The sequence below is a fragment of the Ralstonia edaphi genome, assembly GCF_958350185.1.
Taxonomy (GTDB): Bacteria; Pseudomonadota; Gammaproteobacteria; order Burkholderiales; family Burkholderiaceae; genus Ralstonia; species Ralstonia edaphi.
Genome location: NZ_CATWHI010000004.1, coordinates 272,874 through 295,273, shown reverse-complemented (window position 1 = coordinate 295,273; position 22,400 = coordinate 272,874). Strand labels below are relative to the sequence as shown.

The 22,400-nt window shown below is 65.0% G+C and carries 20 protein-coding genes; 5 read left to right on the top strand and 15 right to left on the bottom strand.

Translation table 11 applies throughout. The features are described from left to right. Positions 1–12 precede the first annotated feature (12 nt). Positions 13–1,263, bottom strand: a complete 1,251-nt coding sequence (locus R2669_RS16220; RefSeq protein ID WP_316901203.1) for an aminotransferase-like domain-containing protein — start codon at positions 1,261–1,263, stop codon at positions 13–15. Then, a complete protein-coding gene (hglS, locus tag R2669_RS16215) occupies positions 1,260–2,669 on the bottom strand; it encodes a 2-oxoadipate dioxygenase/decarboxylase HglS (protein WP_316901201.1) in 1,410 nt (469 codons plus the stop codon). Before hglS ends, R2669_RS16220 begins: the two co-directional genes overlap by 4 nt. 135 nt (positions 2,670–2,804) lie before the next feature. On the opposite strand from hglS, the gene R2669_RS16210 reads away from it, so the two are divergent. Continuing rightward, on the top strand, positions 2,805–3,725 hold the full coding sequence (locus tag R2669_RS16210) for a LysR substrate-binding domain-containing protein (protein ID WP_316901200.1): 921 nt from the start codon (positions 2,805–2,807) through the stop codon (positions 3,723–3,725). A 147-nt stretch (positions 3,726–3,872) separates the two neighbouring features. On the opposite strand, the gene R2669_RS16205 is transcribed toward R2669_RS16210, so the two are convergent. The 3 genes from R2669_RS16205 to R2669_RS16195 form a co-directional block, all read right to left on the bottom strand. Next, positions 3,873–6,578 carry a sensor domain-containing diguanylate cyclase gene (locus R2669_RS16205; RefSeq protein ID WP_316901198.1) on the bottom strand — a complete coding sequence of 902 codons (2,706 nt, stop codon included), beginning with the start codon at positions 6,576–6,578 and terminating at the stop codon, positions 3,873–3,875. Positions 6,579–7,058: 480 nt separating this feature from the next. Beyond that, on the bottom strand, positions 7,059–7,577 hold the full coding sequence (locus tag R2669_RS16200; RefSeq protein ID WP_316901197.1) for an SRPBCC family protein: 519 nt from the start codon (positions 7,575–7,577) through the stop codon (positions 7,059–7,061). After that, positions 7,567–7,911 (bottom strand): ArsR/SmtB family transcription factor, encoded by a 345-nt coding sequence (locus R2669_RS16195; protein ID WP_147213735.1) that lies wholly within the window; start codon positions 7,909–7,911, stop codon positions 7,567–7,569. Before R2669_RS16195 ends, R2669_RS16200 begins: the two co-directional genes overlap by 11 nt. Before the next feature lie 319 nt (positions 7,912–8,230). Between R2669_RS16195 and R2669_RS16190 the strand changes: the two genes are divergently transcribed. Next, positions 8,231–9,790 (top strand): methyl-accepting chemotaxis protein, encoded by a 1,560-nt coding sequence (locus R2669_RS16190; protein ID WP_147213734.1) that lies wholly within the window; start codon positions 8,231–8,233, stop codon positions 9,788–9,790. 140 nt (positions 9,791–9,930) lie between these two features. Here R2669_RS16190 and R2669_RS16185 read toward each other — a convergent pair whose 3' ends face one another. Continuing rightward, entirely contained in the window at positions 9,931–10,569 is a 639-nt protein-coding gene (locus tag R2669_RS16185; RefSeq protein WP_316901195.1) for a LysE family translocator, read from the bottom strand. Between the two features lie 332 nt (positions 10,570–10,901). Between R2669_RS16185 and R2669_RS16180 the strand changes: the two genes are divergently transcribed. Continuing rightward, complete coding sequence (locus tag R2669_RS16180; protein WP_316901193.1) at positions 10,902–11,438, top strand: PadR family transcriptional regulator; 537 nt, start codon at positions 10,902–10,904, stop codon at positions 11,436–11,438. 3 nt (positions 11,439–11,441) lie between these two features. Here the strand turns inward: R2669_RS16180 and R2669_RS16175 are convergent, their stop codons facing one another. The 7 genes from R2669_RS16175 to R2669_RS16145 form a co-directional block, all read right to left on the bottom strand. Beyond that, positions 11,442–12,446 carry an NAD(P)H-dependent flavin oxidoreductase gene (locus tag R2669_RS16175; protein WP_316901191.1) on the bottom strand — a complete coding sequence of 335 codons (1,005 nt, stop codon included), beginning with the start codon at positions 12,444–12,446 and terminating at the stop codon, positions 11,442–11,444. A gap of 52 nt (positions 12,447–12,498) precedes the next feature. Beyond that, positions 12,499–12,942: a nuclear transport factor 2 family protein gene (locus R2669_RS16170; RefSeq protein ID WP_147213730.1), complete on the bottom strand. Its 444-nt coding sequence runs from the start codon at positions 12,940–12,942 to the stop codon at positions 12,499–12,501. Positions 12,943–13,057: 115 nt separating this feature from the next. Continuing rightward, positions 13,058–13,525: a universal stress protein gene (locus R2669_RS16165; RefSeq protein ID WP_316901189.1), complete on the bottom strand. Its 468-nt coding sequence runs from the start codon at positions 13,523–13,525 to the stop codon at positions 13,058–13,060. A 90-nt stretch (positions 13,526–13,615) separates the two neighbouring features. Next, the gene (locus tag R2669_RS16160; RefSeq protein ID WP_316901187.1) at positions 13,616–14,515 is read right to left on the bottom strand and encodes a LysR family transcriptional regulator; all 900 of its coding nucleotides are present in this window, start codon (positions 14,513–14,515) and stop codon (positions 13,616–13,618) included. A 26-nt stretch (positions 14,516–14,541) separates the two neighbouring features. Next, positions 14,542–14,862, bottom strand: a complete 321-nt coding sequence (locus R2669_RS16155) for an AtuA-related protein (RefSeq protein WP_316901185.1) — start codon at positions 14,860–14,862, stop codon at positions 14,542–14,544. 1 nt (position 14,863) lies between these two features. Further along, positions 14,864–16,219, bottom strand: coding sequence for an acyclic terpene utilization AtuA family protein (locus R2669_RS16150; protein WP_316901183.1), 1,356 nt, complete (start codon positions 16,217–16,219; stop codon positions 14,864–14,866). 4 nt (positions 16,220–16,223) lie between these two features. Continuing rightward, complete coding sequence (locus R2669_RS16145; protein WP_027679842.1) at positions 16,224–17,522, bottom strand: CitMHS family transporter; 1,299 nt, start codon at positions 17,520–17,522, stop codon at positions 16,224–16,226. 198 nt (positions 17,523–17,720) lie between these two features. Here R2669_RS16145 and R2669_RS16140 point away from each other — a divergent pair, with 198 nt between their 5' ends. Continuing rightward, positions 17,721–18,269: an RBBP9/YdeN family alpha/beta hydrolase gene (locus R2669_RS16140; RefSeq protein ID WP_316890656.1), complete on the top strand. Its 549-nt coding sequence runs from the start codon at positions 17,721–17,723 to the stop codon at positions 18,267–18,269. Here the strand turns inward: R2669_RS16140 and R2669_RS16135 are convergent. Continuing rightward, positions 18,262–18,678 carry a hypothetical protein gene (locus tag R2669_RS16135; protein ID WP_316890981.1) on the bottom strand — a complete coding sequence of 139 codons (417 nt, stop codon included), beginning with the start codon at positions 18,676–18,678 and terminating at the stop codon, positions 18,262–18,264. The two genes, R2669_RS16140 and R2669_RS16135, sit on opposite strands and share 8 nt — an antisense overlap. Here R2669_RS16135 and R2669_RS16130 point away from each other — a divergent pair. Beyond that, positions 18,586–20,712 (top strand): heavy metal translocating P-type ATPase, encoded by a 2,127-nt coding sequence (locus R2669_RS16130; RefSeq protein WP_316901481.1) that lies wholly within the window; start codon positions 18,586–18,588, stop codon positions 20,710–20,712. The genes R2669_RS16135 and R2669_RS16130 overlap by 93 nt on opposite strands. A gap of 30 nt (positions 20,713–20,742) precedes the next feature. Here R2669_RS16130 and R2669_RS16125 read toward each other — a convergent pair whose 3' ends face one another. Beyond that, positions 20,743–22,374, bottom strand: coding sequence for a mucoidy inhibitor MuiA family protein (locus tag R2669_RS16125; protein WP_316901181.1), 1,632 nt, complete (start codon positions 22,372–22,374; stop codon positions 20,743–20,745). Between the last annotated feature and the right edge of the window lie 26 nt (positions 22,375–22,400).

Here is a 22,400-nt window from a genome sequence, read left to right as displayed (position 1 = left end):
TCTGAGGCGGCGTCAACGCATGGCCAGCGCCACGGCGGCTGCCAGCCGCTGCACGGCTTGCTCGATCTGCGGCACCTCGGGCGCGGCAAACGACAGTCGCATGGTGTTGAGTTGCGCGTTGTCCGGATAGAACGCCTTGCCGGGCACATAGAGCACCTGCTGCGACACGGCGGCATCGAAGAGCGCCTGCGGGTCGATCGACGGCGTGAACGTCGCCCAGACAAACATGCCGCCCGCCGGCGCGGCGCACTGCACTCGGCCATCCAGCTGCGTGGCGATGCCTTGCACCAGCGCCTGCATGCGCCGCTGATATTCGATGCGTGCGCGCTGCACCGTGGCTGGATAGCGGCCGCTTTCCAGATAGCGCGCCGCCACCATCTGCGCCAGAGGAGACGTGCACAGATCCACCGTCTGTTTGGCGATGGCGCAGCGGCGCAGCAGGCTGCTGTCGGCCAGCATCCAGCCGATCCGCAGCGCAGGTGCGACGGTCTTGGACAGGCTGGAGAGATACACCACCGGGTTCGTGCCGCTTGCGGCAAGCAGATCACCCACTGCGCGCAGCGTGGGTGGCATGGCAGCGGCGTCGCCGTCTGCCGTATCAAAGCGCAGCTCGCCGTAGGGATCGTCTTCCACCACCCAAAAGCCGTGCGCGCAGGCCAGCTGCACCAGGGCTTCGCGCCGCTGGGCAGCGAGCAGCGTGCCGCGCGGGTTGGAAAAATTCGGCACGGTGTAGAGCAGCTTGGGGCGCTGCGTGGCAGGCAGTTGATGGAGGAGGTCGGCCAGTGCATCGGTCTGCAGGCCGTATTCGTCCATCGGCACGGGCACGATGCGGGCCTGCGCCAGGCGCAAGGCTTGCAGCGTGGCAGGGTAGGCGGGCACTTCCACCAACACCGTATCCCCCGGTTCAATCAACACTCGCACCAGCAAGTCGAAGGCTTGCTGCGAGCCCGTGGTGACCATCATTTGTTCGCCGCTGGCCTGGACGCCGCGCGCTTCCATCAATGCGGCGAGGGCTGTGCGGAGGACGGGCAGCCCTTCAGTCGCGCCGTACTGCAAGGCCTGCGCATCGCCCGTCATGGCTCGGCCGGCGGCCTGTGCCAGCCCTTCGGCATCGAAGAGGCTCGGCGACGGATAACCGCCCGCCAGCGAGATCATCCCCGGCTGGCTGAGGTACGGAAACAGTTCACGGATGGGCGAGCCGGCGGGGTTTGCAAACGGCGCAGCAAAGCCCGACATGGCGGCAGGCGTGTGCGGGCCCGTCATGCGGCATCCGCAACGGGGGTGCCGCGCAGCACGGCGCGCACCTGATCGATGGAGCGCCGCTGCGCCGCTTCGTACAGCGCGATTTCGTCGTGCACGCGCGCGCCCAGTGCGGCTTCGAACGCTTGTTGTGCGGCGTGCGCCTGATACTGCTTCTGTTCTTCGCCGCCCAGGTTGGACTGGAAGATGCCGGCCGCGCTGACCGGCAAGAAGTCTTCATACGTGATGGGGTCGGCCTGCAGCCAGCCCTTGGCCAGGAGTTCATCCAACGACAAATCGGCTGCCGTGGCTGCGTCGGCCTCTGCATGGCCCGACGGCGTGAGCGTGTAGCGATAGAACGCCAGCCCTTGCGCACGCAGCGCGTCATGGCTATCGGGAAAGGCGCGGAACGCCTGGGCTAACCGACTTCCGTAGTTGGGGGCGGCACTGCCGGCATTGCCCATGCTGCGCACCTCGGCCAGCAGTTGGTCATACAGCGCGCGGCCCGTGCGCGTGAGGGCCACGCCGCGCTGCTCGATTTCGCCAAAGCGCGCCGTGTGGGCGCCTGCATCGTCGGTAAAGCGCACCGCTTCCTGCAGTGCCTTGAAGCTGGTCTGGCGCAGCAGGATGGGGCAGTTGCGGCGCGGCGGGCCTTCCACCACATCCTTGGCATCCATGCCGCGTGTGGGCATGGCGGCCTGGGCGGCGTCGATGTCGAGCGTGCGCGGTGTCAGGTGGTTGATGTGCGGGCCGCGGAAGCACACGACGTCGGCCACAAGACGGTGTGCGGCTTGCAGAGCGCGATACGTCTCGGCGTCGACTGTGGCGGTGCTGTGCCAGCGGAAGGTCTCGAGCGCCTCGCGTACGAACGTGTCGGCATCTGCGTCGGCCAGGCCGCCGTCGGCTTCGCATTGGGCGATCAATTCGAGCACGCGTGGGGTAAAGATCTGCCGGCGCGCCAGGATGGCGGCGGCCTTTTCGCGCAGGGCAGCGTCGGCAATCAGCTCAAGCCGCAGCAGCGAGGTGAACACGCGAAACGGGTTGGCCAGCAACGCGGCGTCGGTCACTGGGCGGAACGCCGTCGAATGCACGGGCACGCCCGCCACCGACAGATCGTAGTAACCCACTGGTTCCATCCCCATGACGGCAAACAGCCGGCGCAGCGTGGCCAGCTCGGCGGCCGTGCCGACACGGATGGCGCCGTGGCGCTCGATATCCAGCCGCTCCAGTTCGCCCGACTGCGCCATCTGCGCGCGCAGCGCGGGTTGGGCGTCCAGCGTGCGCGCGTTGATGTCTGCCACCAACTCGACCAGCGTGCCGTATTGCGGCACCTCCTCCCGGTACATGGCCGACATGGCCCGCGAAAAGCGCGAGCGGATTTCGTTTGCGTCGATGAAGTTCGACGCGGGAAGTTGATGCGCAGTGCTCATGACTGAGTGGGATTGGGCAGTGGTGAAGCGATGCTAGGTTGGGCAAGGAGCGGCGGTCAAACGATAATCCGGCCTAAGGTCATTCCAAATTAGAATGACTGGGCCACTTTCGCACCGCACAACTTCTGCGCTTCCATGTTCCTGTCTCGCCGCTTTCTGCCGCCGATGTCCCTGCTTTGCGCGTTCGAGGCCGCCGCGCGCCACCAGAGCTTCACGGCGGCCGCCGCCGAGCTGCACCTCACGCAAAGTGCCGTCAGTCGCCAGATCCGTGCGTTGGAAGAGCGCCTGGGCGCCGAACTCTTCGTGCGGGAACGCCAGACCGTGCGGCTGAGCGCGGCGGGCCAGGCGTATGCGGAGGAAATCCGCGGCGCGTTGATGCGCATCTCCAGCGCCACGGTGGGGTTTCGTACCAATCCGCAGGGCGGCAGCTTGAATCTGGCCATCCTCCCGACCTTCGGCACCCGTTGGCTGGCGCCGCGCCTGCCGGCCTTTTTTGACGAGCACCCCGGCATCACCATCAATCTGACGACGCGGCTGTCGCAGTTCGACTTTCAACTGGAGGCGGTGGATGCGGCCATTCATTTCGGTACGCCGCACTGGCCGGGGGCGGAGCTGGCCTTGCTGATGAGCGAAACCGCCGTGCCCGCCTGCAGCCCGGCGCTGCTGGCCCGTTACGACTTTGCGCAGCCGCGCGATCTGCTGCATGCGCCGCTGTTGCATCTGGCCTCCCGCCCCGATGCCTGGCCGCGTTGGCTGGCGAGCCATCAGGTGGCGGGTGCAGAACCCCAAGGCATGCTGTTCGACCAATTTGCCACCGCCGCGCAAGCCGCAGTGGCGGGGCTCGGCGTGGCGTTGTTGCCGCGTTTCCTGATCGCCCACGAGCTGCGGCAGGGCGACCTGGTGCGAGCGTTGCCGCATGTGCCCGAGATGGAAAGTGCCGAGCGCTATTACCTCGCCTGGCCCACGAGCCGTGCAGGCTATCCGCCGCTGCAGGCCCTGCGGACTTGGCTCGTGAAGGTGGCACAAGACTTCATGCAAACGCCGGCTGCCGGGTAAGGCGCAGCGTTGCCGGAAAGCGCTGAAGTGCACGCGTTCGGCACTACACCAACCGTGGCCGGACAGTCAGCTCGACACGAAATGAAAAAACCGCCGAGTTCGGCGGGTCGGCAACGGTTGGGCTGGCCACGCGGCGGTCTGCGGCGGCTATACGCGTGTCGTGGCGTCGGGGTCGAAGTCGATCTCTTCGTCGGCAACGTCGTCAGCAAATTCGTAACGCCCTTTGCCCCGGTTTTTCGCGCGGTATAAGGCGTCGTCGGCAGCGGCGACCAAGGCAGCGCGGTCGACGTCGTGACGCAGGCGGGCCACGCCGATGCTGCAACCGAGCCCGATGGTGACCTCGCCGAATTTGTACGGCCTCGCGCCGACCGAGATCAGACGTGCGGCAAGGCGATGCAGCGTGTCGTCATTCACCGGCCCGACGATGACGGCAAACTCGTCGCCGCCAAAGCGGGCGACAAAGTCTGTCGGTCGCATGACGGTGCGTAGCCGATCGGCAAAGCTGCGCAGCACCTCGTCGCCCGTTGCGTGGCCATAGGTGTCGTTGACGCGTTTGAACCCATCCAGGTCGATCAGCAGCAGCGCGCCCAACGCACGGCGGTTGTCAGAGGAAACAGCCTTTGCCAGCTGCTCTTCGAAGCCCGCCCGATTGAGCAAGCCCGTCAGATGGTCGGTTTCTGACAAGGACTTCAGTCGGACTTCCTTCTCTTTGCGCGCCGTAATGTCCGTGATCAGGACGTGCACACCAATGACAGAGCCGTCCGGTCGGAACTGCGGAACGTACTGCACTTCCTTGCAGGCGAGCGACGTGCCATTCGGTTCTTCCCGCTCGAACCGTTGAGCGCTGCCTGCCAGGGCCTTCTCGAATGGCTCGCGTATCCGCTCATATGCGGCAATGCCGAACACTTCCTGGACGGTCTTGCCGATGAGTTTTCCGTGCGGCATGTCGACCTTTTTGGCATAGGCCGCGTTGGCAAATTCATATCGGCCGTCGGCGCCGACAAAACACACTTCGGCTGGCATGGCATCCGTCACCGTTCGCAAGGTTTCGGCGTTGCGTTCCATGACCTCCTTGGCGGCCTTCTCCTGACTGATGTCCCGCATGATCGAGGAGTAATGGTCGAGCCGGCCTGCAGCGTCGCGGTGGACGATGACGGTGTGGGCCACCGGCACCGCTTCATGCTTGGCGTTGTACGCGAGCGATTCCCCGACCCAGACACCAGACCTCAGCGCAGTCGGTACCGCGACCTCTCTTATGGCCTGGACCGTTTCAGGCGGGTGATAGTCCGCAAGTGTTGTCTCGTTGATTGCCTTGTCGGCCGGAAGTCCGGCGAATGCGCGTCCGGCCGGATTGATGTAGGTGAGCTTGCCATAGCGATCCGTCTGGGCAATGAAATCGGGCGTGGCTTCCAGAACCGACATCAGTGCCGCCACCGATTGTTCCGCCCGGACACGTTGCGTGATGTCTTCGACAACGCCGACATATCCGCGCGCCTTCCCGTCAACAACAACGGGTGCCGCGGTGACGGAGATCTGACGTACCGGCTCCCCCGGAACGCAGATGCGCTGATTGTCTCGGAAGACGACGCGGCGCTCTCTGGCCGAATCCCACGCGTCCTCCGCACGTGCCCGATCGTCCGGGTCGAGTCTTTCGCGCCACTGGTTTGCGAGCGCTGCTTCTTTGGATAGGCCGAGAATCCGGCAATACGACTCGTTGATGTAGGTGGTTTGCCCGTCGTTACGTGTTCTGAAGAAGCCGAGCGGCGATGCGTCGTTCACCGCTTCCAGTTCTGCCCGCTGCCGCACGACCTCTCCCATGAGCGCACGTAGGTTGCGGACGATGGCTTCGATTTCCGGTGATGCCGGGCCGACATCGAGCTTGGTCAAGCGGCCCCATTCACCGCGATCCGGATTACGCAGCGCCGCATGCAGGCGGCCCAGCGGGCGCAGCAGAAGATGCATTGCGCCCCACACAGAGCACGCCACGAGCACGATGAGAAAGCCCCCGGCCCAACCGAACCGGTTCCGCATGGTCGCAAACGGAGCATCGACTTCGTCTCTCGGAATGACCGAGCCCACGGTCCACCCGACTGCAATGACGTTTTCCATGCTGACCATGGGCTCGGTTTCACCATTGAGGGGCTGTCCGGCCACGGCGCGGGCAATGGCGGGATCCGTGCTGGTGTTGGCCAGCAGCTTGGCGTCATCGGGGTGGATGACGAACACCGGGTCGTTGCCGCGTTGCACCACGAACAGGTAGCCATGTGTGCCGATGCGGGCGTTGCGCATGTCGCCCAGGAAGTTCGGCCGCAGCAGCCCCAGGGAGGCACAGAAGACGCCGACCATGTGGCCCGTCTCATCAAAGACAGGCGCGGCCAGTACGATATTCGGCGCACCACCGATGCGGTTTCGTAGCGGGGCCGAGATGGTGGGCTGGCCGACGACAACGACTTGCTTGAAATAGTCCCGGTCGCGGACGTCCAAACCGATGACGCGCTGCGCATGCGGAGAAATGGCACTGACCTTGCCGTCCATCCCGACGAGAAAGACGCTGTCGAAGAGGCCCGCTACGGGCGCGATGGATTCGAAGTAGCTGCGAGCGTCTTCAGAAGACCGAAATTGAACGGAGTGCGTTTGCCTGGCAGTGCGCTGGACAATATCGAGATACTCGTCCAGCCGCTGGCGCAGGTCTGCGGCGACGTCCTTCACGAGTGCTTGCTGATGCTCCTGGACCAGTGCCTGGACTTCCTGGCGGAACTTGTTCTTTTGGCTGACGAAAAAGCCGGCGAGCAGCACGGCCACAATGATGGTGGCAAAGAAAGCCGCCTGGAATTTGAGGGTTGGCCGGATCATGCGTCGTTCTTTTCGCTCATGCGGTTCACCCGTGGCGGGTTTTACCGTGTCCCCGTTTGCGCATCTGGTGCCGGCGGGCTAGGCCGTTGATGCGAGCTGGTGATGATGTGTAGGTCCGGCTTACACACGCTCGCACTGCAAACGCCTTCGTTCTGCAGAAGGGGAATTCAGCGCGTAGACCTGGTGGCCGGGAGGTTGCTCGTTGCCAGGTGGTGCCTAGCACGGCAACTCGTATCTTTTCTGCACCGTTCGTCTAATCGGCACGTCCGGGGAAAACCTGAGAAGGCAACGCGCCGGCTTACTTCGTCTGCACCGGCACGCTGAGCGGGATGCAGGGGAATTGAGCTGTTTGCGGGAGGGGAGCGCGCGCTTGAGGCGGCTGGGGGGATTGGGTTCGCCCGTGAAGTCAGAGGGCTAATGTCGGCCGAGTGCAAAGGCTCATGCGCTTCTCCACTCGGCCCTGGAAGGCGCTCCTTCCGTTCAAGCCTGTTCTTGCGGTACAGCGAGGTCGAGGAGAAGCTCGTCGAGACGTTCCAGCGTGGACGTCATGCCCGCCTTCAATCCCATGTCGATCACCTTCTGCACATCCTCCGCGGAGTTGTACGAGACAACGGTCGTCACGAGTGTCTGGCCGTTCGCATCGGTAAAGCCGACGTTCCAGCGTGAGCGCGGCATATCCGGATTGACGACACCTGCTTCGTCAGCGAAGCCATCCAGGGCGGTATAGCCGTCGATCGGGTTGATCTCCTGATAGTCAACGCGGCTCCAGAAGGCGTCCCCATCGGGGGTGATCATGGCGTAGTGCCAGTAGCCGCCCGCCTGGAAGTCCATGTGTTTCGTCTTGGTGGTCAGCGGTTTTGGCGCGAACCATCGATCCAACAGTTCTGCTTTCGTGTGGCAGTCCCACACCAGCTGGCGCTTTGCCGCGAATTCTCGCCGGACGGTGATGGTGTTCTTTTGCATGTCGACGACGAAATCGAATCGAAGGTCAGGCTTCATTGTCTTCTCCTTGGAGCTTCTCTAAGAGGTTGTCCAGATTGCTGTATCGGCTTGCCCAAATGGCGTGCTGCTGCTCAAACCAACGCTCCGCTGCGGCCAGGGTCTTGCGCTCGAGCGTGCATGTACGGATTCGCCCGGTCTTCTCCGAGCGAACCAGCCCGACACCTTCCAGCACCCGCATGTGTTTCATGAACGAGGGCAGGGCCATGGCGAATGGCTCGGCCAACTCACTCACTGTCGCAGGGCCGCTGCCGAGCCGATGAATAACAGCCCTGCGCGTCGGGTCTGCAAGCGCGTGAAATACCGCGTCTAGCGCGTTCTGATTGTTATCCATATGGCTAACTATATACGTGAATCTTCGGTGCTGCAACGAGAGCTTGAGCATCGTGTTCGCGCTCATACCCCCCGGAAGTGGGGTGTGCTTCCTTCACTTTCGCTCGATAAACGAGAAGGACAAAAACCCGTACGGGACGATGGTTTTTGGGTGCCGATCGGGGTCGCGGGCGTTTTGCCGTGCTCGCTTTCTCCGTGGGCATCGTGTGGTTTGCGCCGCTGCGACAAATCGACCTTCTGCGCGTGAAATCGCCCGACGAAACATCGCCAAAACGAAAGCACACCCGCCGGTCCCGGTGTGGACACATGGAACGGAAGACATGCAATTCATCAGCAACATGAGAATCGGCAAGCGCCTCGCCTTGGGCTTTGCCGTCGTCCTCGCTTTTTCCATCGTCATCACCGCGATCGCCATCTGGCGCCTTGACAGCGCGTCGACGGCAACGCGAGAAATGATGAGCGAGCCGCTGCTCAAGGAGCGTCTGATGGGCGACTGGTATGCCAACCTCGTCGCTGGCATCCGTCGCACCATTGCCGTTGCGAAAAGTTCGGACCCCTCTTTGGGACCGTATTTCGCGGCGGAGGTCGCTGCTTCGTCAAAGAGCTCGGGCGAGTACCAGAAGAAGGTGGAAGCGCTGTTGTCCAGCGATGAAGAGAAAAAGCTGTTTGCCCGCATCGGCGAACTGCGAAAGGTCTACCTGAGCGCTCGCGACGCCATCAACAAAGCCAAAGCCGCAGGCGATACGGCAGAGGCGCAACGCATCCTCGATCAAGTCTTCGTGCCAGGTGCCAATGCGTATCAAGACACCATGCGCCAGCTTGTTGAAGTGCAGCGGCGCACGATCGACGACGCGGCGAAGGAGGTCGACGCAAACTCCGCAAAGAGCCGGACCCTGCTGCTGGTGCTGGAAGGATTGATCCTGATGATTGGCGTCGCCTTTGCGTACTTCCTGACCGTCAGCATCACACGGCCGTTGCATGCAGCGGTCGGTATCGCCAGCCGTGTTGCCGAAGGCGATCTCTCGACTGTGGTCGCCTCCAAATCGACGGATGAGACCGGTAGGCTGCTCCAGGCCCTGGCGGACATGACGTCGCAGCTTGTCGGCACGGTCGGCAGTATCCGTGTGGCGACCGAGTCGGTTGCAGGTGCTGCTGGCCAGATAGCAGCGGGCAATCTGGATCTGTCCAGCCGCACTGAGGAGCAGGCTGCTTCGATTGAAGAGACTGCTGCCAGCACGACGGAACTGACTGAGGCAGTCAAGCGGAATGCCGACAACGCGCGTGAAGCCACGTCGCTTGCTGCGAGCGCAAGAGGCATGACGGAATCCGGACGCGCCGAAGTGGCTGCGATGGTGAAAACCGTCGAAGAGGTCAGCGCCGCCTCAAAGAAGATTGCGGAGATCACCGGCTTGATCGAGGGCATTGCATTCCAGACGAATATCCTCGCACTCAACGCAGCCGTGGAGGCAGCGCGCGCCGGTGAACAGGGCCGGGGGTTCGCGGTGGTGGCGGGCGAGGTTCGCTCGCTCGCGCAGCGGTCGTCTGGCGCGGCGAAGGAGGTCAAGGAGTTGATCGAGGCATCGACGAGCAAAGTCGAACTCAGTGCGGAGCAAGCCGCAGGCGTGAATGCCGCGATGACCCGCGTCAGCACCGCGATCGAAGGCGTGTCGAGCATCATTGCCGAGATCGCCGTGGCGTCCGACGAGCAGAGCAGAAACCTTGAGCAGGTCAGTCAGGCCATCAGCCAGATCGATCAGGTGACTCAGCAGAACGCTGCGCTGGTGGAAGAGTCGGCGGCCGCCGCACAGGCGATGCAGGAACAGTCCGGCAACCTGCGGCGTGCGGTGAGCGTATTCAGGCTGGGCGCTGGTCAGGGCTGAGCGCTGCCAACGCGCCACTCGGCAGTGTTTCTGCTGGAAGCCGGCGTGCGTACCAACGGGGCGCCGCGGTTCGATAGAAATGCCGCGGTCGCCCGTCGTCTTCAATCGGGGGAATAGCGCATCCCCCGCTCCCTTCCTTGCTACTTCGTCGAGCCGTTCGAAGCTGTGGCAGCCACGATGCCCAGGCCAATGTAGATGGCCCCCGTCACATACTTTCCAACGCTGCGCGTCCTGCGGGTGTTGGCCACCATCTTCCCGATCTTGCTGGCCGCAGCGGCATAAAGGATGTCGCAGATGCCGCCAATCACGATCAGGATGACGCCCAGCAAGAAGATCTGAAGTGGAATGTTCTGGGAGGCCGGGTCAACAAACTGGGGCAGGAAGGCCGCGATGAACAGGGCAGTCTTTGGGTTCAGCAAATTGACGAGGAAGCCCTTCTTGATGGATTCGCCCAGGCCCAGAGAGGTTTGGCGCACGGTGTCGGTGTCGACCACCGTTTTGGTAATCGACTTGACCCCCAGATAGACAAGGTAGGAGGCGCCGAGCAATTTGGTCGCGCCTAAAAGAGCGGGCGATGCCATCAGCAGCGCAGTGATGCCCATGGCGGCAAAGGACACGTGAACAAGTGTTCCGAGCATGATGCCGAAGCACGACGCAAGACCAAACTTGAAGCCCTGGCTGGCGCTGGCCGTCGACACGTAGATGGTGTTCGCGCCCGGTATGGCGACAACGAGCGCCACCGTTAGCAAGAAGTAGGGGAAGACGGCGAAGTTGATCATTGCAGGGCTCCTGTGGCACGGCTGGGCGTCTTCACGATACCCGCGTGCCGTCTCTGAATTTCCGGAACGCGCGGGCAGCGTCGTGCATTGAAGCACAGAGATGCGCGGTTTGGCAGTCCGCCTCCGCGCCTGCGTTTTACACGTCTGCGGTGACACAATCACCCCGTGCCTGGACGACGCGTACCCGCGCAAAACCGCTCCATTGCAGTTCAAAACGACATGCCAGGCCCTTGAATCGCTTGCCAAGGAACACCTTGATCTCGTGGGAAAAAATCTTCCACGAGGCGGGTATTCTGCATTTAGAATCAACGGCTTACATAAAGAACGCCATCATGTCGATCCAACACGCACTGCTGACCTCCCTGCTGGAGAAGCCCTCGTCGGGCTATGAGCTTGCCCGACGCTTTGACAAGTCGATGGGCTATTTCTGGAGCGCCACGCATCAGCAGATCTACCGAGAGCTCGGCCGCATGGCCGAAGCGGGCTGGGTGAGTGTGGAAGAAGAGGACGACAGCCGCAAGAAGACGTACACCGTTCTGCCGCCGGGCCGGGACGAACTCGCGCGCTGGGTGCTGGAGCCCACCGTGTCGTCGGACAACCGCGAAGAAGTGCTGGTGAAGCTGCGCGCCGACGCCGTGATCGGCCCGCTCGGTTTTGGCGACGAGATGCAGCGCCTGATCGAGCAGCACCGCACGCGGCTGAATACCTTCCGCGAAATCGAGCAGCGCGATTTTGCGCGGCCCGATCTCACGCGTGCGCAGCAGTTGCAGCACGCGGTGCTTCAGCGCGGCATCGTTTACGAAGAAGGCTGGCTCGCGTGGGCAGACGATGTGCTGCCGTTGCTGGAGCCAGCCTCAGTCACCGCTTAAGGATTAAGCCGTCGCCTTGCTGCCGGTCGGGGCGCGCAGCGCTTCGATGTTATTCAGGCGACGGCGCGCCACTTCGAACTCCTCGGCAAAGCGCTTGACGAGTTCCGCTGCCGGCACCACGCGCTTGACCGCGCCCACGCCCTGGCCGGCGCCCCAAATGTCCTTCCATGCCTTGGCCTTCGCGCCGCCGCCCGAGCCGAAGTTCATCTTGCTCGGGTCGGATTCCGGCAGCGCGTTCGGATCCAGCCCGGCGCTCTCGATGCTCTTGCGCAGGTAGTTGCCGTGCACACCCGTGAAGAGGTTCGTGTAGACGATGTCGGTGGCGGTGGATTCGACGATGGCCTGCTTGTAGCCTTCCACCGCGTTGGCCTCTTCCGTGGCGATGAAGGCCGAGCCGACATAGGCCAGGTCGGCGCCGGCCGCCAGCGCCGCCAGGATGGCGTTGCCGTTGGCGATGGCGCCCGACAGCAGCAGCGGGCCATCGAACCACTCACGAATTTCATGGATCAGCGCAAACGGCGAGGTCGTGCCCGCATGGCCGCCCGCGCCCGCCGCCACGGCGATCAGCCCATCCGCACCCTTGTCGATCGCCTTCTTGGCGAACGTGTTATTGATCACGTCGTGCAGCACGATGCCGCCGTAGCTGTGCACCGCGCGGTTCACGTCTTCACGCGCGCCCAGCGACGTGATGACGATGGGCACCTTGTACTTCACGCACAGCTCCAGGTCGTGCTCCAGGCGGTCGTTCGACTTGTGCACGATCTGGTTGACGGCAAACGGCGCCGACGGCTTGTCGGGGTGCTGCGCGTCGTATTCGGCCAGCTCCGTGGTGATGCGCTGCAGCCAGGTTTCCAGCAGTTCGGCCGGACGTGCGTTGAGTGCCGGGAACGAACCGACCACGCCCGCCTTGCACTGTGCAATCACGAGGTCTGGGTTGGAAATGATGAACAGCGGCGAGCCCACCACGGGCACGGACAGGCGGTTTTGCAGGATCGGCGGCAGCGACATGGCAGTCTCCGTTGGAATCGTTATGGAAGAGGGGAAAAGGGGCGAGCGGGTCTCAGGCTTCGGCCTTGAGCAGTGCGAGCTTGTCGCCCAGCTTGGCACCCATGGCTGCACCGAGCGCCTGAAGGCCAGTGGCCGGGCGCACCATGACTTCAAACTCGACGATCTTGCCGTCGGCATTGAAGCGGACCATGTCGATGCCCTTGAGGGCCTTGCCGCTCACGTTCGCGCTGAATTCGAGCACCACGCTTAAGCCCTCGTCGGTGGCGAAGCTGCGGTGGTATTTGAAGTCTTCAAAGACGGTGTTGACAGTGCGCAGGACCAGTGTGGTGGCCGTGCGCCCCGGGTAAGGCGTGTGCGCCACGGGCGAGCGGAAAACCACTTCGTCGGCAAACAACCGGTCGAGATCGTCCATGTTGCCGCTTTCGATCATGGCGTGCCAAGCCTCGAGCGTGGCTTGTGCGGGGGCGTTCAGTGTCTGGGGAATCGGCTGCGGCATGCTGGCTCCTGGTCAGAAAGTGCAACGGATTGCATCAACGTGGCATGCAACATAGCACAGCCAACTTTCTCTATGCAACAAGTTGCATAGTGGAGCCCTTCGAGTTCAATCGATGTCAGCCGGCAGCGTTCTCGGGGTGCTGTGCACGCACCACGATGACGGTGCGGTGCGACAGGCGCGCCGTGCGCTCGGCCACACTTCCGAGCAGAAGGCGCGCGAGCCCGTGCTTGCCGTGCGAGCCCACCACGATGGTGTCGGCCTGCCACCGCTCGGCTTCGTGCTCGAGTGCGTGGCCGATGTCGTCGTCGGTGGCGTCGAGCATCAGGATGCCCGTTTCAGCAGCGGTGCCGTCAGCGTCGAACAGGCGCTGCAATTCGACCAGCGAAGCGCTCGCCGTCCGGTGCGCTTCTTCGCGCAACTTGTCGACGCTGTAGATTTCCCGCGACTCCGGCATGGCCGGCGAGCCGATCGCCCAGACGACGCGGACCCGGCCGTTGAATGCGCGGGCCAGGGCAGCCGCTTCCTCCACCGCGAGGTGGGACTCATGGGTGCCGTCGAAGGCGGCAAGAATGCGTTGATGCATGGGGCGCTCCGCAGAATCGGAATGGGAATGCCTCACTGTAGCAGCGCAGGTGGGCGATGCTGCACCCGGATGTGCCCGGGTTGCGCCGCGTCAAACGGGCACCGCCGTACGCGCGGGATGTGCCAGCAGCAAGTCGAGCAGCGCTTGCGCCGCCACCGACAGACTGCGCCCGTCGCGGCGGATCACATACAGCGTACGCACCAGCCCCGGCAGGGCAAGCGGCCGCACCACCAGCTCGGGCAGGCGGAACTGGAACAGCGCCAACGCCGGAATGACGGTGATGCCCAGGTTGGCCGCCACCAGCGCGGCCGCCGTGGCCAGGTGCTCGACTTCCATGCCGCTGCGCAGCTTGGTCGGGTGCAGCGCCGCATCCAGGTATTGGCGGATGCTGGTGTTGCGGGCCAGGTGGATGAACGGCGTATCGACGAGATCGCCAACGGCCAGCGCCGGCTTGCGCGCAAGCGGGTGATCCTGGTGGCAGACGAGGTGGAAGTCGTCGGTGCAGAACGGTTGCGCGGCCAGGCCCGCCATGTCGGCGCCCATGGCTGCGATGGCGAAGTCCGCTGCCCCGCGCCGGACCATGTCGATGCATGAGTCGGACAGTTGATCGTGCAGCGCCAGTTGAATGCCCGGATGCTGCGTGGAGAACGCGGCCAGCACAGCCGGCAGAATGCCCGCGGCAATCGACGGCAGCGCGGCCACCGTCACGCGCCCGGTGCGGGCCGCGGCGCGATCGCGCAGCTCGGAGAACGTCGCCTCGAAATCGGCCAGCAGGCGCAATGCCGATTCGGCAAAGGCTTCGCCCTCCGGAGTCAATTCGACATGGCGCGTATTGCGGTCGAACAGGCGCACGCCGGCATCGGCCTCCAGGTTCTGGATCAGCGCGCTGAAGGCCGATTGCGACAAGTGGCACGTCTGTGCCGCCTGCGTGAAGTTCTTGTGCTCGCGCAGCGCGGCAAAGGCGCGGAGCTGCTTGACGGAGAGGTTCATGGCGATGCCGGGCGTGGTGCGCCAGCTTAGCCTGGAATCTCCAGCGTGAGCAGCGCGCTCGATAGCGACTTGCCATGCGCGTCCAACGCCAGCGAGCGCGTCACGCCGCCGGCCAGCGCCCCATGCAGCACGAAGTTCAGCGCGCCCAGCTGCGGCAGCACGTAGCGCTCGACCTTGCCGTGGACGAGGTCAGCGAAATGCGCGCGCACGCGCTCGGCCGTGACGTGTTGCTCGAGCAGGGCAAAGTCTTCGGCGCATTCCGGACGAAGCGCGATGACGGAGATGCAGGAGATATCGCCCTTGTCGCCGGCGCGGGTGTGGGCGAGGTCGCGGAGGGTGCGGGGCATGTCAGCTCTCCAGGATGTGCACGGCGTGCGGGGCCAGTTCTGCGGGAATCAACGTCGATGCCACGGCGATGATTTCGCGCGCGCTCTTCGTTGCGCCGCCGCCGCCGGACGGGCCGCAGGTCAGCAGTGTTTCGACTTCGTTCCCGATGCGGACGGCTTCGGCCATCGATTCAGTGCGCGCAGCCACGCGCACGCGCACTTCGTACGGTTCGGCATCGGTGCGGGAGAGGGCTGCGCCATGCAGCGCATCCACGCCAATCAGCTCGAAGCGCGTTTCCGTCATCTGCACGCCGGTAAGCGCCAGCCGCTCGCGCACGATGTCGAGCGCCAGCTTGCCGCGCGCCACCGCATTGGGGCCGGCATAGCTGATCTGGCCTTCGCCGATGTAGCTGTCGAGATAGCCGATGGAAACCTTCAACTGCCCCGTGCGCGGTGTGCCGGTGGCGCCTTCGATGACGACGCTGTCTTTGCCGTCGGCGTGCATGCGCACGTTGGAGAAGTCCGCCACCACATCCGGCGTGAGGTAGCGCGCCGGGTCATGGATTTCGTACAGCAACTGCTCCTTGCACGTGGCTTCGGTGACGAGACCGCCGGCCGTGGCGACTTTGGTGATGCGCACCGAGCCGTCTTCACCGACTTCGCCAATGGGGAAGCCCAGACGAGCGAGGTCGGGTACGTCCTTGATGCCGGGGTCCGCAAAGTAGCCGCCCGTGATTTGCCCGGCGCATTCAAGCAGATGGCCGGCCAGCGTGCCGCAGCCCAGGCGGTGCCAGTCGTCCATGCGCCATCCGAAGGCATGGACCAGCGGCCCAAGCGCCAGCGCCGGATCGGCCACGCGCCCCGTGATGACGACATCCGCGCCCTGCGCCAGCGCATCGACAATGCCCTGCGCGCCGAGGTATGCATTGGCCGACACCATGCGCGCGTGCAGCGACGCGACCGGGGCGCCGCCATCCATGAGCGTGAAGTCGTGGCCGCGGGTTTGCAGCAGGTCCAACACGTCGTCGCCCGTCACAGCCGCCACGCGCAGCTTGAGGCCCAGCTCGCGGGCGATGTCGCGCGTGCGCTCCGCCGCCGCCTGCGGGTTGGCCGCGCCCATGTTGGTGACGATGCGGATGCCGCGTGCCGCGCACGCCGGCAGCACGGCACGCATGCGCGCTTCGAGCAGCGGGTCGTAGCCGTGCGAGGGGTCTTTGCGGCGGACCTGCTGCGCGAGCGCGATGGTGCGCTCCGCCAGGCATTCGAACATCAGCACGTCGATGTCGCCGTGCTCTGCAAGTTCCAGCGCCGGTTCGATGCGGTCGCCCGAATAACCGGCGCCGCCGCCGATGCGCAGTCTTTTCAACTCGGTGTTCATGCCATCACCACGGAAGCACGCCCAGCACCACGGCAACTGCGGTCATCAGCAGCGAGGCACCGAACAGGAAAGGGATCGAGAATTTCTGATGGTCGGCCAGCTCGATGCCGCACAGGCCCACCACGAGGAAGGTCGCCGGTGTGAGCGGGCTGACCGGGAAGCCGGTAGTCATTTGGCCAAGCACGGCGGCCTGCGCGACATGCACCGGCGCCACCCCCAGCATCTTCGACGCTTCGGCCACGACGGGCAGCACACCGAAGTAGAAAGAATCCGGATCGAACAGCAGCGACAGCGGCATCGACAGCACGCCCAGCACCACCGGAATGTGGTGCGCCATGGCGGGCGGAATGAAATCGACCGCCGTCTTCGCCATCGCGGTGAGCATGCCGGATTTGCTCATGATGCCGGTGAACACGCCGGCGGCCAGCAGAATGCTCGCCATCATCAATGCGGCTTTGGCGTGGGCGTCCACGCGCTGGCGTTGCTGATCGACGTTCGGGTAGTTGATCAGCAGCGCGGCGACCACGCCCAGCATGAACATCACCACCGGGTCGACCTTGCCGCTCACCATCACGCCCATCACGACGACGGTGAGGATGAGGTTGATCCAGAAATTGCGCGGGCGGCGCAGCGCCTGTTCCGCATCTGAGAGCGGGCGCGCGACGACCTGCGCGCCATCGGCGTGGTGGGCGAGGCCCAGGCGTTTTTCTTCCCGCTTGCCCAGCAGCCATGCGCATGCAAACACGAAAGCGAGCCCCGCAATCTGCACCGGGATCAGCGGGTTGAAGATGTCTGTCACGGGCATGTGCAGCGATGCGGATGCGCGGATCATCGGCCCCGTCCACGGCAGGAAGTTCACGCCGCACGCCATCGACGTCACGCACGCCAGGATGCGGCGGTCCATGCCCAGCCGGTCGTACAGCGGCAGCATGGCCGGAATGGTGATCAGAAACGCCACCGCGCCCGAGCCATCCAGGTGAATCAGCAGCGCGAGCAGCGCCGAGCCCACCACGATGCGCGGCGGCCGGCTGCCCACGGTGCGCAGGATGCGGTCGATGATCGGGTCGAGCATGCCGGCGTCGGTGACGATGCCGAAGTACAGGATGGCGAAGATGAACATCCCCGCCACGGGCGCGACGTCCTTGATGCCGCCGATGATGAACTTGCTGGTGTTCAGCCCGAAGCCGCCCACGAGCGCGGCGATGACGGGAATGGCGATGAGCGCGACCAGCGGCGACATGCGTTTGGTCAGGATGACGACAAACAGCGCGACGATGGTCAGCAGCCCGAGCAGTGCGAGCATGGTCTCCTCCGAGTTTTTTTTGGATTCGGAATCCCTGTTGGCGGGATTTCAGAGCGACTCTAGAAGCTGCCAATCTGCCTGTGAAACAGAATATTTGGATGGATTGAGCGGTTTTGTCGATGAGTGACGCCAACGCCGCCCGCCAAATCGCGGCAGAATGTTCTGCATCCAATCCAACCTTCCACTGACGGAGCCAACGTGAGCGCTACCCCCACCGTCCTGATCCTGCCGGGCTGGCAGAACTCCGGCCCGGCGCATTGGCAATCGCGCTGGGAACGCGCGTATGGCGACCGCCGCGTCGAACAGCGCGATTGGTTTGCCCCGAAGCGTGCTGACTGGGTGGCTGCGCTGGAAGCCGAAGTGAGCGCTGCGCCGGGCGATGTCGTGTTGGTGGCGCACAGCCTCGGCTGCGTGCTGACGGCACATTGGGCGGCCACTTCCCCCCGTGCGGTACGCGTGCGCGGCGCCTTGCTGGTCGCGCCGCCGCAGCTCGACCGTGCCGACATGCCGCCGGAGCTGGCGGATTTTCGGCCCATTCCGCAGCAGCGTCTGCCATTTCCCGCCGTGCTCGTTTTCAGCACCGACGATCCGTTCAGCAACGCTGCCTGGAGCCACGGCCAAGCCGAAGCGTGGGGAGCGGAACCGGTCGACATGGGTGCACGCGGCCATATCAATGCCGAATCGGGCCTGGGCGACTGGCCGGAAGCCCGCGCCATCGTCGCCAAGTGGATGAAAGACCTCATTTGAGTGGCCGGAATGCGGGGCTTGACCCTGAAGCTTCTTCAGGGTTTTGAATGGAGGCATGAAACCCGATCTCGCCTCCACCCTGCCTGTCCACGACCACGCCAAGCCGGAAGCTTCCGGTTGCGGCGGTTGCTGCGGCCATGCGCAACCGGTCGCCAGTGACGTCGCTGAACACGCCCATGACCATGACCATGGTCATCATGATCACGACCATGACCACCACGATCATGGTCACGGCCACGCGCCGGTAGCGGCTGCCCCCGTTGACGCCGCCGCACGCGCAGCCGCCACCGGCCGCACCGTCGTGCGAATCGAACAGATGGATTGCCCGACTGAAGAGCGCATGATCCGCGCCAAGCTGGGCAGTGCGGATGGCGTCGTCGCGCTGGATTTCAATTTGCTCGAGCGTCATCTCACCATCCACCACACCGTTGACGATGTGGCGCCCTTCCTGGAAGCGTTGCGCGCCATCGGCATGGACGGCGAGGTGCTCGAGCAGCGCGATCGCCTGGCCGCCACACCCGCTGAGCCGACCCGCATCTCGCGCCGCACGTGGCTGCTCGGCATCGGTGGCGTGACCGCATTCGGCGCCGAGGCCATCGCCTGGTCGCTTGGCGATCACGCGTGGCCGGTGCTCGCGCTGGCGTTAGCCTCCATTGCATTGGCCGGCGGCCCGACGCTGCGCAAGGGCTGGATTGCCGTGCGCGCGCTCACGTTCAACATCAACTTCCTGATGGCGGTGGCCGTCATCGGCGCGCTGCTGATCGGCAAGTGGGCCGAAGCGGCCATGGTGATCTTCCTGTTTGCAGTGGCAGAAGCCATCGAGGCCCGCGCGCTGGTGCGGGCCCGCGATGCCGTGCGCGCGCTGACGGCCATCGCGCCGGACACCGCAGAGTTGGTCGATGGCGCAGGCGGTTGGCGCGATGTGGCGGTCGACAGCGTTGCCGTCGGCGCGCGCCTGCGTGTGCGCACCGGCAGCCGCGTGCCGGTCGACGGGCGCATCGTGAGCGGCCGCGCCGCGCTGGACGAATCGCCCGTCACCGGCGAAAGCCTGCCGGTGGAAAAAACCGTTGGCGACTCTATCCTCGCCGGCACGATCGTCACCGACGGCGTGGTCGAGGCGCAAGCCACGGCGTTGGCTGCGGACAGCACGCTCGCGCGTATCGCCGGGGCCATCCAGCAAGCGCAATCGCAGCGCGCGCCCACGCAGCGCTTTGTCGATAGGTTCTCTTCCATCTACACGCCCGCGATGATGTTGCTGGCGTTGGCGGTGGCCGTCATCGGCCCGCTCGTCACGGCCGACGGCTGGCTGGCGTGGACCTATCGCGCGCTCGTGCTGCTGGTGATCGCCTGCCCGTGCGCGCTGGTCATCTCCACGCCGGTCACGGTCGTCAGCGGCCTGGCCGCCGCCGCACGCCGCGGCATCGTTGTGAAGGGCGGTGTGTATCTGGAAAGCGGCCGGCGCCTGCGCGCGCTGGCGCTGGACAAGACCGGCACGCTCACCGCAGGCCGCCCGGTGTTGGATGCGGTGATGTTGCCCGACGGCGCACGCCGCGCTGTTGCGGATCTGAATGCCGCGACCGACGCGACGCAGTTGCATGCATTGGCAGTGGCCGCAGCGCTCGATGCCAACACCACGCACCCGATTGCCGTGGCCATCGTTCAGGCCGCGGCGGAGCATGGCGCGGTCGACGCAAATGCCGTGGAAGACCTGTCGGTGCTGCCGGGCCGTGGCGTTGCCGGCACGCTGGGCGGCGTACGTTGGCATCTGGGCAACGCGGCGCTCGTCGCAGAGCGTGGCTTCGACACCTCCGCCTGGCGTGCCGCTGCCGAGTCGCTGCAAGCCGAAGGCATGTCTGCCGTCACGCTGTGCGATGCGAACGGTGCCGTGGCGCTGTTTGGCGTGCGCGACCGCGAGCGCCCCGAAAGCGCCGAGGCCATCGCCGCATTGCGCGCGCTGGACGTGACGCCCGTCATGCTCACCGGCGACGACCGCCGCGCCGCACAGGCCATCGCCAAGACGGTCGGCATCGACACCGCGCACGCAGAGCAGCTGCCTGCCGACAAGCAACGCGTGGTGGGCGAGCTGGCGGCGCAACACGGCTTCGTCGGTATGGTCGGCGACGGTATCAACGACGCCCCGGCGCTGGCGCGCGCCGACATCGGTTTCGCCATGGGCGCCGCCGGCACGGCCACCGCGCTGGAAGCCGCCGACGTGGCGATCATGGACGACGACCCGCGCAAGCTCGCCAGCTTTATCCGCATCAGCCGTCGCACGGTGGCCGTGCTGCGTCAGAACATCGTGCTGGCGCTGGGCATCAAGGCGGTATTCCTGGCGCTGGCCGTGATGGGCGACGCAACGCTGTGGATGGCGATCTTTGCCGATGTGGGCGCGAGCCTGCTGGTGGTGTTCAACGGGCTGCGGGTGATGCGCACGCGCGTCTGACCTGTCGGCGCGCGTGCGGGAACGACGCGATCAGCGCAGCCCTGTAATCCGCGCATCCTTCGGATAGGTGATGAGGTAGTCAGCCGAGAAGCGCGCGCTCTCGCCGGCCGGAATGGTCTGCTCCCACGCGATCACGCCGGCGCGGCGTTCCCAGTTGCGCTTGGCAGGCTCCGGCGTGAAGGTCGAGCGCACCTTGATATCGTCGGACTGGCTGACCGGCGTGGCCTCCAAAATCTGCACGTCGATGGCGTCGCGGTGGCGGTTGCGTACGGTGTAGAGCGCCGCCAACTGGCGCTCGTTGCGGTTGTCCAGCAGGCCCACGCTGCGCTGGAAGGTCTTCGGCGTTTCCACCACCACGCTGACCAGATCATCGCGGCCAAATGGCAGCGTGACCTTCTGGTCTTCGCCGGCCGGATTCCACTGCGTGCTGCCGACCACCGCGCCATCGCGGCGCAACTGCATGTTGCCGGCGGGCCAGATGCCTTGCGGGCGGTCCACCGTGGCGACCAGGTAGGCGGTGGCGTCCATGCGCGGCGTGCTGCGCGCGGCAAGCTTTGCGGGCAGCGTTTCGCTCGCCAACGTGAGGGTGACCTTCTGCGCGTCGGAGGGCAGTTCGGTCGCGCCTTGCACGTCGAACTCCGTGGCAAACGCGGTCTGGACGGCGTTCACTTCAAAAAGCGGTTCGCCATCGGCCTCACGTTGCTCATTGTTCCGGCCGAATCTGGCCTTGGGCGCTGGCGCCATCGCCGCTGCGGGTGCGGCGGGGTAGGGCATGGCCTGCGGCGGCGGTTGAATATCGAGTTGCCACGCATACGGTTCCGGGCCGCGTGGCGTGTTGCGCGGCTGGCCGGTCGACAGGCGCAGATGCACGCCGCGCCAGTCCTCACCGGTGGATTGCGCAAGCGTGGCTTGCCGCTCGACGACCACGTTCGAACGCACCGAATCCACGCTCGCCTGATACGCCGGCCGCCAGCCCGCACGCGATGTCTGATAGCTGACGCGCAATTCACCGCCGCGCGGTGCCGCCACGGCAATGCGCACGGTGCGCAGCGTGCTCGATGCCGAGCCGTGGGTGCGTTGCAGCGCGTCGAGCTGCGCCTTCAGTTCAGCGTCGCGCTTCTTCAGTTGTTCCTGGCGGGTGAAGACGTCTTGCGCGTTGCGGGCCAGCGCGTCGGTGGCGCGGCCCAGCGTGGAAAAATCGGTGGCCGGTGCGCGGCCATCGCCGCCCGTGCGTTCACTCACGGCCTTCAGGTAGCTCGCCGACAGCGCATTCGCCTGGATCTGCACGCCAAGCGCGGCGCGCTGGTCTTCCAGTGCGCGGATTTGTGTGTCCAGCGCTGTTCTGGCGCAGCCGCTGCCTTCGCTGGGAACGCTTTCCACACGCACATCGCCCACGCGGATGCTGCTGTCGCCTTCCACGCGGAGGCTGTCTGCATCGAACGTCATTGGCAGGCAGGCCAGCTCTACGCTCCGGGCGCCCGGCGCGACCGTGGCGGTGCGCACGACGGTGGCGCTATCCGGGTACAACGTGACATCGGTGATGCGTGAAGGCGTCGCTGCCTGCGCCATGACAGCCGCGGCAGACGCGATGGCGCCAAGCGCCGCGCATGCCATGCGTTGTCGAAGCTGGAATCGTGCTGCAGCAGCTTGCTTTGTCTTCATCGCCCCACCCACGTGTTGTGAAATGC